The sequence below is a fragment of the Lysobacter avium genome, assembly GCF_015209745.1.
Lineage (GTDB): Bacteria > Pseudomonadota > Gammaproteobacteria > Xanthomonadales > Xanthomonadaceae > Novilysobacter > Novilysobacter avium.
The window spans coordinates 1,239,507-1,254,182 of the sequence record NZ_CP063657.1; the positions used below are offsets into that span (position 1 = coordinate 1,239,507).

General features: G+C 64.4%; 13 protein-coding genes. 8 read left to right on the forward strand and 5 right to left on the reverse strand.

What is annotated here, in order from left to right; all coding sequences use genetic code 11:
* Positions 1–54: 54 nt before the first annotated feature.
* A complete protein-coding gene (locus INQ42_RS05650) occupies positions 55–321 on the forward strand; it encodes a DUF2249 domain-containing protein (protein WP_194035517.1) in 267 nt (88 codons plus the stop codon).
* A 34-nt stretch (positions 322–355) separates the two neighbouring features.
* On the opposite strand, the gene INQ42_RS05655 is transcribed toward INQ42_RS05650, so the two are convergent.
* A complete protein-coding gene (locus INQ42_RS05655) occupies positions 356–874 on the reverse strand; it encodes a hypothetical protein (protein WP_194035518.1) in 519 nt (172 codons plus the stop codon).
* Positions 875–1,056: 182 nt separating this feature from the next.
* Between INQ42_RS05655 and INQ42_RS05660 the strand changes: the two genes are divergently transcribed.
* Complete coding sequence (locus INQ42_RS05660; RefSeq protein ID WP_043958600.1) at positions 1,057–1,401, forward strand: PRC-barrel domain-containing protein; 345 nt, start codon at positions 1,057–1,059, stop codon at positions 1,399–1,401.
* Between the two features lie 106 nt (positions 1,402–1,507).
* Here the strand turns inward: INQ42_RS05660 and INQ42_RS05665 are convergent, their stop codons facing one another.
* The 4 genes from INQ42_RS05665 to INQ42_RS05680 all read right to left on the reverse strand — a co-directional run bounded on the left by INQ42_RS05665 (position 1,508) and on the right by INQ42_RS05680 (position 6,446).
* Positions 1,508–1,987, reverse strand: a complete 480-nt coding sequence (locus INQ42_RS05665; RefSeq protein ID WP_194035519.1) for a pyridoxamine 5'-phosphate oxidase family protein — start codon at positions 1,985–1,987, stop codon at positions 1,508–1,510.
* Between the two features lie 97 nt (positions 1,988–2,084).
* On the reverse strand, positions 2,085–4,616 hold the full coding sequence (locus INQ42_RS05670) for a membrane-bound PQQ-dependent dehydrogenase, glucose/quinate/shikimate family (RefSeq protein ID WP_194035520.1): 2,532 nt from the start codon (positions 4,614–4,616) through the stop codon (positions 2,085–2,087).
* 107 nt (positions 4,617–4,723) lie between these two features.
* Positions 4,724–5,320 carry an azurin gene (gene azu / locus INQ42_RS05675; RefSeq protein WP_194035521.1) on the reverse strand — a complete coding sequence of 199 codons (597 nt, stop codon included), beginning with the start codon at positions 5,318–5,320 and terminating at the stop codon, positions 4,724–4,726.
* Positions 5,321–5,447: 127 nt separating this feature from the next.
* Positions 5,448–6,446 carry a ferritin family protein gene (locus tag INQ42_RS05680; RefSeq protein ID WP_194035522.1) on the reverse strand — a complete coding sequence of 333 codons (999 nt, stop codon included), beginning with the start codon at positions 6,444–6,446 and terminating at the stop codon, positions 5,448–5,450.
* Between the two features lie 117 nt (positions 6,447–6,563).
* Between INQ42_RS05680 and INQ42_RS05685 the strand changes: the two genes are divergently transcribed.
* From INQ42_RS05685 to INQ42_RS05710, 6 genes are all read left to right on the forward strand, one after another.
* Positions 6,564–8,825, forward strand: a complete 2,262-nt coding sequence (locus tag INQ42_RS05685; protein ID WP_228064451.1) for a NosR/NirI family protein — start codon at positions 6,564–6,566, stop codon at positions 8,823–8,825.
* A gap of 55 nt (positions 8,826–8,880) precedes the next feature.
* Complete coding sequence (gene nosZ, locus INQ42_RS05690) at positions 8,881–10,872, forward strand: TAT-dependent nitrous-oxide reductase (protein ID WP_228064452.1); 1,992 nt, start codon at positions 8,881–8,883, stop codon at positions 10,870–10,872.
* 97 nt (positions 10,873–10,969) lie between these two features.
* The gene (locus INQ42_RS05695; RefSeq protein WP_194035523.1) at positions 10,970–12,217 is read left to right on the forward strand and encodes a nitrous oxide reductase family maturation protein NosD; all 1,248 of its coding nucleotides are present in this window, start codon (positions 10,970–10,972) and stop codon (positions 12,215–12,217) included.
* Positions 12,214–13,137, forward strand: coding sequence for an ABC transporter ATP-binding protein (locus INQ42_RS05700; RefSeq protein ID WP_194035524.1), 924 nt, complete (start codon positions 12,214–12,216; stop codon positions 13,135–13,137). Before INQ42_RS05695 ends, INQ42_RS05700 begins: the two co-directional genes overlap by 4 nt.
* Complete coding sequence (locus INQ42_RS05705; RefSeq protein ID WP_194035525.1) at positions 13,134–13,958, forward strand: ABC transporter permease subunit; 825 nt, start codon at positions 13,134–13,136, stop codon at positions 13,956–13,958. The genes INQ42_RS05700 and INQ42_RS05705 overlap by 4 nt, the downstream gene beginning before the upstream one ends.
* The gene (locus tag INQ42_RS05710; protein WP_194035526.1) at positions 13,955–14,584 is read left to right on the forward strand and encodes a nitrous oxide reductase accessory protein NosL; all 630 of its coding nucleotides are present in this window, start codon (positions 13,955–13,957) and stop codon (positions 14,582–14,584) included. Before INQ42_RS05705 ends, INQ42_RS05710 begins: the two co-directional genes overlap by 4 nt.
* Positions 14,585–14,676: the final 92 nt, after the last annotated feature.

Below are 14,676 nucleotides of genomic sequence, written 5' to 3' on the forward strand. Positions count from 1 at the left end.
CGCGGCCAAGAGCAGGGACCAACAATATTCCGGTCCCCACAATGGAGTCATCGCATGGCAATCGGCCTGGATCCGGAACCCAACGTCCACGTGTTTGATGCGCGCGGAATAGCAAGGCGATTCCGCCACTCGGCGATTTTCGGCGCGTTGGGTGCACTGCGCAACGGCGAGACGATGCGCTTCGTCAATGATCACGATCCGATCCCGCTGCTGGGGCAGCTGGATGCCCGTTTTGGCGAGCATCTGAGCGTTACCTACCGTCAGCGCGAGCCCAGCGGAGTGGTGATCGACTTCGGCATCAGCGGCCTGCCAGAGGAATAGCTATTCCCAACCACGTGCCAAGCGCTTCGGGGATCTACTTGACGTCGAGTTCCGCGTCGGCGGCAATCGCATCAAGCTGGGCGGCAAAATCAAGCACGTTCGCGCGCTGGCTCTCGAGGTCGGCCGCGACGGTGAAGTCGTTGGATTCGATGGAATCCTTCAGCGTGGCGACCCGGGCCAGGTCGATCCCGCCTGCATCCTTCTGGATCTGACCCAGCGAGTCCGCGGCTTCGTGCAAGCGCGTGTTGGCGATGCCGAAATTGCGCTGGTCCAGATCGACGGCAGTACGGTACAGGTCCACCCGCGCGCGCATCAGATGGTTGCGGTTCTGCACTTTCGCCAGGTCGGCCCTCGCCGCGCCAAGCGTCTGGTTGCCCTGCTCGATCTGTTGCTCGTAATGCACCTTCTGCGTCGCCAACTCCTTGCGGCCCTGGCTCAGCCCCACGTAGTACAGGACGCCTGCGATCAGAATGAATACCCCGACGGCAATGAGCATCGCCGTCGTGGACACGAGGTGACCCCGTCGGGGCGATGTTGTGGCTGTCTCGTTCATGGCATGTCCTGAGGTGGTGGTGATCCGACGTCCGGATCCTTACTGGGAGGGTACATCGTGCCTGACATGGCGCCGAAGATGAATGAAAGCTCCGTGCATCGGGCGATCTGGCCGCCACGATCACGAGCCGTCGGGCAGGGTGGTAACGCTACACCGCTTCCCCACTTCAAGGAGTACCTGCCATGGTCAATACCAATCAACATCTGTCCGCAACCAGCCTCATCGGCGACGACATCAAGAACCCGCAAGGCGAATCACTGGGTGATTTGAAGGAACTGATGATTGACCTGGGTGCGGGAACCATCAGCTACGCGGTCGTCGCGTTTGGCGGCGTGCTGGGCATGGGCGAAAAGCTCTTCGCCGTCCCGTGGCAGTCCCTCCGCGTCGACCACGAGAACAAGTGCCTCGTGCTGAACGTGTCCAAGGAAAAGCTGAAGGACGCGCCAGGCTTCGACAAGAGCAATTGGCCCAACTTCAGCGACCCGACGTTCAGCGAGCAGATCGGTCGCTACTACCGCGCTGGTTGATTGCTGCAAGGGTCATGAAGAGGCCGGCTTTTCGCCGGCCTCTTTTTTTTTAGCGGCATTGATCCTTCGATGCCACCCGGGGCGCCGTGCGACAACCGGGTGCGGATCAGCTCAGATCGACGTCCCCGGCCTTGGACTTGTAGCTCTCCTTGGGGTCGATGCCCAGAAGCAGCTTCACCCCGGCCACCATCGTGTGCTCGTTGAGCCATACGTGCGCGCTGTCCAGATCCATCCGCACCAGCCGAAGCTTCGGGTCGTCCTTGCCCTCGAACCATGCGCCAACAAACGGGTTCCAAAGGCGTTCGATCACGGCGCGGTCGTTGTCGATCACCACCTTGCCCGTAAATGAGGCGAACACCTCATGGTCCTTGGCGGTCAGCGTGCCCGTTGCGTGCTGGCCAGCACGACCTTCCAGAGCAATGCCGAAATCGGTTTCGCTTGAGGTGAAGAACCACATCGGGGACCTCTCGTCTTCCGCAATTCCGGTCATGGGCCTGGGGGGAACGGTATCGGTAGCGAGCATTACGGTCCGGTCGCTCTTGAGCGCCTTCCAGAATTTCTGTTCGAGTTCTTTCGCGTCGGCCATGGGGAAGTCCTGTAGGAGGGGACCTTATTGGACCAGCGTGACTGTCAGCATCGCGAGAACGATCCGGTCCCCAGCGAACCGGCGGTGCGCGCGGCGGCTAGGGCGCTGGCGTGGTCCGTGGCAATGCGTAGGCGATGACCGAGTCGCCGGTTTTCGTCCCGGTGTAGCGGTGCCCGCCCGCGACCACGACCACATACTGCCGGCCGTCACGCCCAAGGTAGGTCGCAGGGGTGGACTGGCCGCCTGCGGGAAGACGTGCTTTCCAGATTTCCCTGCCGTCAGCGATGTCATACGCACGGACGTAGTAGTCCACCGTTCCCGACAGGAATGCCAGACCACCGGCAGTCAGGATCGGCCCACCGATCCCGGGCACGCCCGTTTTAAGGGGCAGCGGCACCGGAGCCATGTCGCGGACGGTGCCGTTGACGCGCTGATAGATTTTTTTGCCGGTGCTCAGGTCCACACCCGCGATATACCCCCACGGAGGCTGCTGGCAGGGCAGGCCGATGCGCGACATGAAAGGCCGGAGTACCGCGGCATAGGGCGCGCCGAAATTCTCGTTGCCCATTGGCTGACCCGGCGCTGAGGCGACCTTCTCCAGGGTGTCGGGCCGGGGAATCAGCTGTGCGGTGAAGCCCAGGTACACCGGCATGGCAAACATCACCTGACGTGCCGGGTCCACCGCCACTGCGCCCCAGTTGAAGACGCCGAAGCTGCCCGGATGGGTAAGCGAGCCCTGCACGCTGGGTGGCGTGAAACGCCCCTCATAGAGCAGCTTCGCCAGATCAATGCGGCACAGCATCTGGTCTACCGGCGTCATTCCCCACATCTGCGCCGGGGTGACGTCTTCGGGCGCAAAGGAGATCGCCGAGACCGGCTGTGTCGCGGACACGGGTTCTCCGGCAATCGCGTTCTGCGACACCGGCAGCTCGCGCACGGGGTGCACGGGTTTGCCGGTGGCACGATCCAGGACGAAAACATCGCCCTGCTTGGTCGGCTGGACCAGCGCAGCCACGCGACGCCCGTCGATCGTCAGATCGACCAGGCTGGGCTGCGCAGGCACGTCGTAGTCCCAGATGTCGTGGTGGACGGCCTGGAACGTCCAGCGCACCTCGCCCGTCGCCACATCCAGCGCCGTCACCGTGTTGGAGAACTTCTCCACTGCCGCCGAGCGCCCGATGCCGTACTGGTCGGGTGAGCTTGCGCCAAAGGGCAGGTAGACCATTCCCAGTTCAGGATCGTAGCTCGCCACGCTCCAGCTGTTGGGGGCGTTCGCGGTGTAGGTGTCACCATCGGCGATGGGGGTGGTCGCTTCGGGATTGGCAGCGTCGAAATTCCAGACCAGCTCACCGGTATTCAGGTCGAATGCGCGCACTACGCCCGACGGCTGGGTGGTGGAAAGATTGTCATCGATGCCGCCGCCGACCACGATGACATTGTCTGCCACCAAGGCCGGCGACGTGCTGTAGAACGCGCCCGGCGAGACGTTGGGCATGCCCTGCCACAGGTTGACGGTGCCATCCGGACCGCCAAAGCCCGGGCAGATGACGCCGGTTTCCGCGCTCAGCGCGATGAGCCGCGCATCGCGCGTTGCGACGAAGACGCGACGGTGGCAGTCGCGGCGCATCGGTGTGGCTGCAACGGTCTGCGTGCCGAGCACGACCGGATTGGGATCGCCCGCGACGGCCGTGCCGGCGACGATGTTGTGGGAGACGCCCGCAGCGAGCGTGGTCGCCACCGCTCGGCTGGCAGCAATGAGTTGCCGGGCCTGGGAGTTGTCCGCCTCGGGGAGATCGGTCGGGGCGGCAGCAGCGCCATCATCGTGGTAGCTGACACCGCGGCAGGTGGTGTAGCGGGCGAGGGCAAGCGGCAGATCCACCAGTTCTGGATCAAAGCGCCAGCGCTCCTCGCCGGTTACCGGATCGAGCGCGATGACCTCGCTGCGCGGTGTGCAGACGAACATCGTGTCGTTGACGATCAGCGGGGTGGCCTCCACCGCACTGCCCGGCAGGTCGGGGTGGATGTCCCCGGCGTGGAACTCCCAGACTTTCTCCAGACCTGCAACGTTGGCGGTGGTGATCTGGTCCAACGGTGAGTACCGCTGCCCGGCAGCGGTTCGTCCATAGGCGACCCAGTCTCCCGGTGCCACCGGATCGACGGCGCGCGCACGCTCCGCCATGCGCTCGGACGACAGCGTTCCATGGATTTCGTGGGGGTGTGAAAAAAGCGAAATTCCCGCAACGACCGCACCCACGGCAAGGGCGCCGATCAGGCTGCCGCGATCAAGGTCGAAAACGCGTCGATTTCCGTTTCGTAGTGGCAACGAAGCGGTGACTGCGGGCAGGAGCAACAACAGGCCCAGGAGCACGATGACACCCTCGCGTGGCGCCATTGCCCACCAGTCAAAGCCGACCTCCCAGACCGCCCAGCCGAGGCTGACTGCGATAACCATGGCGTAGGCAAGCAAGGCGGAGCGCCTGCGCAGCAACAGAAGCACTGCCGAGGCAATCAGCGGCAACGCCAGAAGCGCAAAGCCCCAGGAACCTCCCAGGCCGATCAGTTGCACTCCGCCAAGCGCCAGCGTGACTCCAAGAACAAGGATGACGATGGCAAGCAGTGTACGGACCATTAGAGTGCTCCCAAAGCGGGCTCACCGAGGCGCCCGCAACACAAAAAAAGACAGGGGCCTTGCGACCCCTGTCCCGTCCCACATCTGCGTCATGGCACTCGGACGAATTACTCGACCGCGATGCTGCCCTTCATGATGGCCGCGTGGCCAGGGAAGCTGCAGAAGAACTCGTACGGACCGTCGCCCTTGATCTTGCTGACATCGAAGCTCACCGAGGTGCTCTCGCCGCCACCGATCATCTTGGTGTGGGCGATGACGCGATCGTCGCCGGGCTTCACATAGTCGTTGTCGATGCCGGCGCCCATGCCGTCAGCGGCGACCTTCTTCATGTCTTCCAGCGTGGTTATGACCACGTTGTGACCCATCGCGGCAACGGGCATCTTGCCGGTGTGCTTCAGGGTGATCTTGAACTCGCTGCACGAGGCCGGAACGGTGATGGACTTGACGTTGAACTGCATCGCGTCATTGCCTTCGATCTCGGTCGCACAGTCGGTGACCACCGCCGCGCCGCCGGCGCCGACGGGAGCAGACGCCGTGGTGGACGCCGCCGGAGCGGTCTCAGCCGGAGCAGCCGTCTCGGCCGGTGCAGTCGTCGCAGGCGCGGTCGTCGCCGGTGCGGCCGGAACCGGCGGCGGGGACTTGTCGCCGCAAGCAGCGAGCGCCAGCGCACATGCAGCAGTCAGCACGGTAATTTTGACATTCATTGGAGAATCTCCTGTGGGGGTAAACGGTTACATGGTTGGCGCGCACAGCGTTGCGTAATGTGAAGGCGCTGCCCAGCCGACAGCTTACGCGCAGTTGCAATCGGGACCCAAATCCGATCTTCCTTGTTCAGGGATGGCGCATCTGCAGGGATATCTGTGAGATGCGTTCAACAACGCGCCCCATGGCGGCCGCGGCCTCCTCGAACAGCTCGCCGTCGGCGTTGGCCATGACGGTTTCGAGCATGTCGGCCAGCGACTCGAGCGGCTTCTGCGCATCGACGAGCAGGTGACGCGGATCTTCCGTGCCCGCCGAGGTGGCGGTCGCCTGGGATGCCCCGACCGGAGACGGGGATGTTGCGGCGGGAATCGCGCGCTCCAGCAATTCCGCACTGGCGTGGTCGCCGGCGTGACGCAATCGCGGCACCAACGCGCGATGCGCGGCAGCGATTACGGCTTCGTGCTGCGCCAAGGCATCGCGCAGCTCCTCGATGGAGTCGATATCCGCGGGCTCACTGCGTGCCGGGCGTCGCTCGCGATGGTAGGCGCGGCGACGCCATTTGCGCAGCAACGCGGCGTGACGCAGCTCCTCGCCGCCCAGTTTCTCCGCCTCGGCCCTGATTTCCTCGTTCTCGGCATGCGCGGCCAGGTAGGCGTAGAAGGAAAACGCGCGCTCCTCGTTCTCGACCGCCAGGGCGAAGGCCCGATACGGCGTGAGCAGGGCGCTGCCAGCCACTTTGTCCCAGGAGGTGGAGAGGTCGGCCGGGAGCTGCCATTCGAAATCTTCGGCGGCTATGTCCGGCTCGCCCACCGAGGCGGCCCAGCGATCGACGGCCTGGACGTGGCTTTGCTCTTCTTCCAGCATCACCCGGAACGCGGCGGCGGTGGACGTCTCGCCGCGGCTCTCCATCAACTCGGCGAGGAACCTGTAGCGCCGGACCGCCTCGTCCTCGATCGCCTTGGCGATGCCCACAAGCGTGGGCATGTCGACCACGTCGATGTCGGGATCCTCGCGCAGCAGCGATCGCCGGCGCGCGTGCTCCCTGGCGCTGACACGCCGCTGGTTGGGAGTGTTCTGGGCGAGCGCCAAGGGCTCGCGGGATTCGTTGTCGGTAAGGGTTCGACGCATAACGGAAGCCTCGGATATACTCGCCGCGGAAGGGCTGTCGCGAAGCGTGGCTGCGGCAGCGCGGCTTCAATCATCCTACAAGCATCCCGGGGTTGGATTTTGAGAGATCCCACAAGCGTGTCCTGGCGAGTCGTCCTTGCCCTTGTTCTCTTCGCGGCGTTTTCCTGGCTGCCGGCCAGTGCGCAGAATGCAGCGACCTTCGACACTTTTGTGAATCAGGTGGTTCCCGGTGAGGTCGTTCCCGGTGCCGACCGCTTCGGTCCTACCCAGCAGTCCCCCCCGGTCGCCCAGGTGTTCCGCGGCGATGAGTTGGTCGGCTACGCGTACCTGAACTCGCAGTACGTAAACGCAGACGGCTACTCCAGCAAGCCGATCCACATCATCGTCGGGCTGGACACGACGGGCACGATCGTCGGCATGAAGATGGTGGCCCACAGCGAACCGATCGTGCTGATCGGTATTCCCGAGAAGCGTGTCATCGACTACATGGCGGCCTTCATCGGTTACAACCCGCTGAAGGCAGCGGCCGATGGCAGCGGGCCACCCCGCGTGAACCTGGTCAGCGGTGCAACGGTCACCGCGCTGGTCATGGGCGAAAGCATTACCCGATCGGCTGTGCGCGTGGCGCGGCTGCTCGGGCTGGGCGGCGCGGGCCCGGCGGGCGGCGGCGCCTCGGCGGCGCGCTCGATCGACGCCGGGGCGGGGGAGGTCCAGGGTTGGCAGGACCTGCTGGAGGAGGGCGGCGTCAAGCATCTCCACCTGACGGTGGGCGAGGTCAACAGCAAATTCCTGGAAAGCGGCGACCCGGTGGCGGCGAAATTCCCGCAGGCGGGCGCCGACGATGAGACGTTCATCGACCTGTACGTCGCACTGGTATCGCAGCCGGCAATCGGACGCAGCCTGCTGGGCGACAGCGAGTACGCCAGCATGCAGCAGATGCTGGGAACCGATCAGCAGGCCATCCTGGTGGCCGGCGACGGAATCTACTCATTCAAGGGTTCGGGATACGTGCGCGGCGGCATCTTCGACCGCATCGAGCTCGTCCAGGGCGCCGAGACGATCCGCTTCCGCGACCAGTTGCATCGACGCGTGGGTGTGATCGCGGCGGAGGGCGCACCGGCGCTGAAGGAAATCGGGATCTTCATCATCCCCGAGGGCAGCGAGTTCGACCCGACGGCACCGTGGCGACTGCAGTTGCTGGTCCAGCGCGCGACCGGCGCGCTGACCAAGGTGTTCGAGTCGTTTGATCTTCCGTACGCGATTCCGGCTCGCTACACCAAGGCGGATGCGCCGGTGGCTGGCGACGGAGCGGGTGCGGTCACGGCACCTGCAACAACACCCGGTCAGGCCGCGCCGGCACTGGCGGGCGGTTCGGGCGACCCGACCCAATGGTTCGGCGAAGAGGAGGAAGGGGACCCGCTGTGGAAGCGGATCTGGCAGAGCAAGGTCGTGGCCATCGCCGTACTGGGCATCATGCTCGTTGTTCTGACCCTGATCTTCTTCTTCCAGGACGTGCTGGTGAAGCACGAGAAGATCTTCGACCGCGTTCGCCTCGCCTACCTTGCAACCACGCTGTTCTGGCTTGGCTGGGTCGCCCAGGCGCAGCTGTCGGTGGTCAACGTGCTGACCTTTTTCAGCTCGCTTCGCGCCGGCTTCAACTGGTCCTCGTTCCTGATCGACCCGCTGATCTTCATCCTGTGGTGTTCGGTGGCGGTATCACTGCTGTTCTGGGGACGCGGTGCGTTCTGCGGCTGGCTGTGTCCCTTCGGCGCGTTGCAGGAGCTGAGCAACCGCATCGCGAAGGCGCTGAAGGTGCCGCAACTCAAGATTCCCTGGGCGGTCCACGAGCGCCTGTGGCCGATCAAATACATCATCTTCCTTGGGCTGTTCGCGGTGTCGCTGGGTTCCCTGGCCTTCGCCGAGCAGCTTGCGGAAGTCGAGCCCTTCAAGACGGCGATCGTGCTCCACTTCATGCGTGAGTGGTGGTTCGTCCTGTTTGCCGTGTCGCTGATCGTCGCCGGACTGTTCGTTGAACGCTTCTTCTGCCGCTACATGTGCCCTCTGGGCGCCGCGCTGGCAATTCCCGGACGCATGCGGATGTTCAACTGGCTGAAGCGCTACCGCGAATGCGGCAATCCGTGCATGCGCTGCTTCAAGGAGTGCCCGGTGGAGGCGATCCATCCGGAAGGGCACATCAACCCGAACGAATGCATCCAGTGCCTGCACTGCCAGGTTCTGTACCACAGCGAACAGAAGTGCCCGGTCAAGATCCAGCGCCGGCTGAAGCGCGAGAAGCGCGAGGCATTCGCGCAGCGCATTCCCATCGCCGTCCTGCCCGACAAGGACGGACCCGACCCTCAACCCGAACCCGCGTCCTGATCCCGTCGCGGCCAACACCATCCCCCGTATTCCGCTTCAAATGGAGAGAACGAACGTGACTGACGAAAAGAACAAACCGATGGTCGAGGCAGCCGACAAGGCCGGCATGCCGGATTCCGGCCGAAGGGCCGTACTGACGGGCGGCGTCATGGCGCTGACCGCCGGCGTTGCGGCGACCGGATTCCTGTCCGGCTGTGGTGACAGGACCGCGACCCCAGCCGCTGGGGGCGCGGTTCCCGCCGGTTCGCCGCCTGCGGGCAAGAACGCAACTTCGGATGCCTTCGCCAAGACGCACATCGCGCCGGGCGAGCTGGACGAGTACTACGGATTCCTCTCCGGCGGACAGAGCGGGGAGATGCGCATCATGGGCATACCGTCGATGCGCGTGCTGATGCGCGTTCCGGTGTTCAACCGCTGCAGCGCAACGGGCTGGGGACAGACCAACGAAAGCCTCAAGATCCTCACAGAGGGGCTCACACCCGAGACGAAGAAGTATCTGGAAAGCCGCGGCGGCACCTATATCAACGGTGACCTGCATCACCCGCACCTGTCGTTCACCGATGGCGCGCACGACGGCCGTTACCTGTTCATGAACGACAAGGCCAACACCCGAGTCGCGCGCATCCGCTGCGATGTCATGAAGTGCGACAAGATCATCGAGCTGCCCAACCAGCACACCGTGCACGGCCTGCGCCTGCAGAAGTACCCCAAGACGGGATACGTCTTCTGCAACGGTGAGGACGCGGTGCCGATCCCCAACAACGGCATGAACCTGGACGATCCGTCCGAGTACCGCTGCATCTTCACCGCGGTTGACGGCGATACGATGGAGGTGGCCTGGCAGATCATCGTCAGCGGCAACCTGGACAACGTGGACTGCGATTACCAGGGTCTGTACGCATTCTCCACCTGCTACAACTCCGAGGAGGGCGTGACCCTCGCCGAGATGACCGCAGCGGAGCAGGACTGGGTAACGGTTTTCGACCTCAAGGCGATCGAGGCCGCGGTCAAGGACGGCAAGGCCGAGATGATCAGCGGTGTACCGGTACTGGACGGCCGCAAGGAAGCCAATTCACCGTTCACCCGTTACATCCCGGTCCCCAACAGCCCGCACGGCATCAACACCGCTCCCGACGGTGTCCACGTGGTGGTCAACGGAAAGCTTTCGCCGACCTGCACCGTGTTCGACGTGCGCAAGTTCCCGGACGTGTTTGCCGACAAGATCAAGCCGCGCGACGCGGTTGTCGCCGAACCGGAGCTGGGTCTGGGGCCGCTGCACACGGCATTTGATGGCCGTGGCAATGCGTACACCACGCTGTTCATCGACAGCCAGATCGTGAAGTGGGACATCGCCAAGGCCGTTGCCAAGTTCAATGGCGAGGATGTCGAGCCGATCATCCAGAAGCTCGACGTGCACTACCAGCCGGGCCACAACCACACCTCGATGGGCGAGAGCAAGGAAGCCGACGGCAAGTGGCTGATGTCCTTGAACAAGTTCTCCAAGGACCGGTTCCTCAACGTCGGACCGCTGAAGCCCGAAAATGACCAGCTGATCGACATCTCCGGTGACGAGATGATTCTGGTACACGATGGCCCGTCGTTCGCCGAACCGCACGACTTGGAGATCATCCACCGCTCCAAGATCAACCCGATCAACGTCTGGGACCGTGGCGACGTGACGTGGGAAGACGCGCGCAAGCAGGCCGAAGCCGACGGTGTCGACCTGGATGCAGCCGCCGACGTGATCCGTGACGGCAACAAGGTCCGCGTCTACATGACCTCGGTCGCGCCGACCTTCAGCCTCACCGATTTCAAGGTCAAGCGCGGCGATGAGGTCACGGTTTACGTGACCAACAAGGACACGGTCGAGGATCTGACCCACGGCTTCACGGTGGTCAACTACGGCGTGGCCATGGAAGTCGCGCCGCAGGCAACCGCGTCGGTCACCTTCACCGCTGATCGCCCCGGCGTGTACTGGTACTACTGCCAGTGGTTCTGCCATGCCCTGCATATGGAAATGAAGGGCCGGATGCTGGTCGAGGCCTAGTCCATTGACGAGCGGGCGTGGCCTGGTGGGTGTATCTGGGCCGCCTCGCCCGGCCGGATGGTGGCGAGCGGCAAGCGCCAGGGGGACCTCGCACGTTTTGGCGTGCCTGGTCCTCGCTGCCGCCTCGCTGGTGTCGGCGCCTTCGGCCTGCGCGGCGGAGGTGCTGGTCCAGTCCGGGGCGTCGCTGCAGACGGTCATCGATGCTGCGTCCCCGGGCGATACCATTCGGTTGGAGGCGGGACGCTACGACGGGCCACTGCTCATCGACCGGAAGCTGTCACTGGTTGGCGAGCCCGGAGCCGTTCTCACGGGGCCGGGTAAAGGCAGCGTGGTGACAGTCACGGCGCCGGAGGTCGAGATCCGCGGGATGGAGATCACCGGCTCCGGGCTGGACGTGCCAGCCATGGATTCGGCGATCCTTGTCCAGGAGAGCGCGCCGCGCGCCGACATCCGCGGCAACCATCTGGTCGACAACCTGTTCGGCGTCTATCTGCACGGGGCTGCTGGTTCGATCGTGGAGGACAACGTCATTACGGGTCGGAAAGACCTTCGCCTGGCCGAAGCGGGCAACGGCGTGTCGATCTGGAACGCGCCGGATGCCAAGGTGATTGGCAACACCATCAGCCATGGCCGCGACGGCATTTTCGTCAAGGTCAGCAAGCACAACACCTTTGAAAACAATACGTTTTCGGATCTGCGCTTCGCGATCCACTACATGTACACCCACGACAGCCGGATCGTCGGCAACCGCTCGCGGGGCAACCATGTGGCCTGGGCGATCATGTATTCCGAGCGCCTGGAGATCCGCAACAACGTCTCCGACAACGACCGCGACCACGGTCTCATGCTGAATTCAACCAACGCCTCGCAGGTGGTCGGCAATACCGTCCGGGGCGGCGGGGAGAAATGCGCCTTTGTCTACAATGCGAACGTCAACCGGATCGTCGAGAACTGGTTTGAAGGATGCCCCATCGGCATCCACTTCACTGCCGGCTCCGAGGGCAACGTCATGACCGGCAATGCGTTCGTCGCCAACCGGATGCAGGTCAAGTACGTGGGAACGCGCTACGTGGACTGGGCTTCGGAAGGTCGCGGCAACTACTGGAGCGACAATCCCGCCTATGACCTGGACGGCGACGGCATTGCCGATCGACCGTATCGGCCCAATGACGTGATGGACGAGATCCTGTGGACGCTGCCCCAAGCCAAGGTGTTGGTCAGCAGCCCGGCCGTGCAGATGGTGCGCTGGGCGCAGGCGCGTTTCCCGGCGCTTTATCCCGGAGGTGTCGTGGACAGCGCACCGCTGATGCGCCCGCCGCAGATGACCCGGCCGGACGCACTATGAGCGCGATCGCACAGTGGGATGGCGTGACCAAGCGCTATGGCAACGTGCTGGCGGTGCAGGACGTGACCCTGGCATTGCATCCTGGCGAGGCGACCGCGCTGGTAGGCCACAACGGCGCGGGCAAGACCACGCTGATCAAGCTGCTGCTTGGGCTTATCCGCCCCGAGGAGGGGGCTGTGCGCGTGTCGGGTATTGACCCGGCGGGTGCGCACGGAGCGGATGCGCGGCGGGCACTCGGGTTCCTACCGGAAAACGTCGCCTTCCATGGCGCCATGACCGGCAACGAACTGATGTCCTTCTATGCCGGGCTCAAGGGTCACTCGACCAAACGCAACGGCGAGCTGCTGTCGCTGGTCGGGATCGCGGACGCCGCCGGTCGCCGCGTGTCGACGTATTCCAAAGGCATGCGCCAACGACTTGGTATCGCCCAGGCGTTGATCGGCGAGCCGCGCTTGCTGCTGTTTGACGAGCCAACCAGCGGCCTTGATCCCGCCTCCAGGATTGACGTTTTCAACACCATCGACATGCTCCGAGGCAGCGGTGCGACCGTGCTGGTCAGCACCCATGCGCTGGCGGAAGTCGAGAACCGCGTGGACCGCGTGGCGGTCATGCATCGCGGCAGACTGCTGGCGGCTGGGACCCTGGAGGATTTGCGCGAAGGCGTGGTGCCCCACGTCGGACTGCGCGTGCGGCTACGCAACTGCGACACCGAACGCTTGCTCGCTGCACTTCCACCGGGAATCGAGTGCGAGGAGCGCGCTGAAGAACTCCTCATCCTGCGGGTGCCGGCCGAGAACAAGATGGCCGCGCTGCGCGCGCTGGCGGGGATGGGCGATGCGGTGGAGGATATCCAGACAGTGACCCCGGGGCTTGAGGATCTGTATCGGCGGCTCGTCCAGCGGGAGGCAAGCGCGGCATGAACGTCTTCAAGCTTGCAATGCAGGAAATACGGGCGGGGTTCCGCAACCGCTGGGTGGTGGCCACCACGCTGCTGCTGGCTGCGCTGGCCCTGTCGCTGGTGCTGCTGGGCAGCGCGCCAACCGGCGTGGTCAAGGCCGACCCGCTGGCGGTGGTCGTGGTCAGCCTGGCGAGCCTGACGATCTTCCTGGTGCCGCTGATCGCGCTGCTGCTGTCCTTCGACGCCATCGTCGGTGAGCAGGAGCGTGGGACGCTGATGCTGCTGCTGTCCTATCCCGTTTCGCGGTGGGAGGTGATCCTCGGCAAGGCCCTGGGCCAGATCTGCATCCTCGGCATCGCGACACTGCTCGGCTACGGGGTGGCCGCCGGCGCGCTGTCCCTGAAAACCGAAATCGGCGCACCCGCTTGGGGCGCCTTTGGAGCCATGGTCCTCACCTCGATCATGCTCGGCGCCGCGTTTGTGTCGATGGGTGTCCTGGCGAGTGCCATCGTTCGCGAACGCGCCACCGCCGCCGGGTTGGCAGTGGGGATATGGCTGTTTTTCGTGCTGCTGTACGACACGGCGCTGCTGGGCATCCTTGTCGCCGACCAGGGCAGGAACGTGACCCAAAACACCCTGGATCTCGTGCTGCTGCTCAATCCGGCGGATGTGTACAGGATTTTCAACATGACCGCGAGCGACAGCGTTGCCATCTATAGTGGCTTGGCCGGTCCAGGAAGCGCGGCCACGCTGTCACCGGCGGTTCTGTTCGCGGTGCTCGCCGCGTGGGTTGTCGCGCCGTTGGTGTTGGCCGTGCTGGCCTTCCGGAGGAAATCGGTATGAAGACAGGTCGCGCAACCTTGGCCGGTATTGGCCTCGCGATCCTGATGCTGGCCGGCTGTGGGAAGGAGGCGCTGGACGCGCCACCGCCTGCGCCCGCCGAGGTGTCCGATGAGGCGACCGGGCACTATTGCGGCATGCTGCTGGCCGACCACGAGGGACCCAAAGGCCAGATCCACCTTGCCAGCCGCGATGAGCCGCTCTGGTTCTCATCGGTACGCGACACCATCGCGTTCCTGCGCCTGCCCGAGGAGGCCAAGGATGTCGTTGCGGTCTACGTCAACGACATGGGGAAGGCACAGCACTGGGAGCAGCCGGAGGCGGGCACCTGGGTCGACGCGCACTCTGCGTGGTTCGTCATCGACAGTTCCATGCGCGGCGGCATGGGTGCCAATGAAGCGGTCCCGTTCGCGATTGAATCCGCGGCCGAAACCTTTCGTGTCAAGCACGGCGGTACCATCGCCCGGCTTGACGACATCCCCGATGCTTACGTACTGGGGCCCGTGGATCTCTCGTCCCCGATGCCCGGCATGGGCGCGGCAGACGCTGACCCGGCCGATCCGGATCGGCCTGCTGACGGCCACGACGCTGCGGACGCCCACGGGCACGTCCAGCATCCTGACCACTGAGGACTCCATCATGGTGAACCGCCGACGTTTTCTTTCGATCGCCGCCTCGTGCGCGGTCATGGGCTCCATGCCCGTGCGGCTGGCACTCGCCG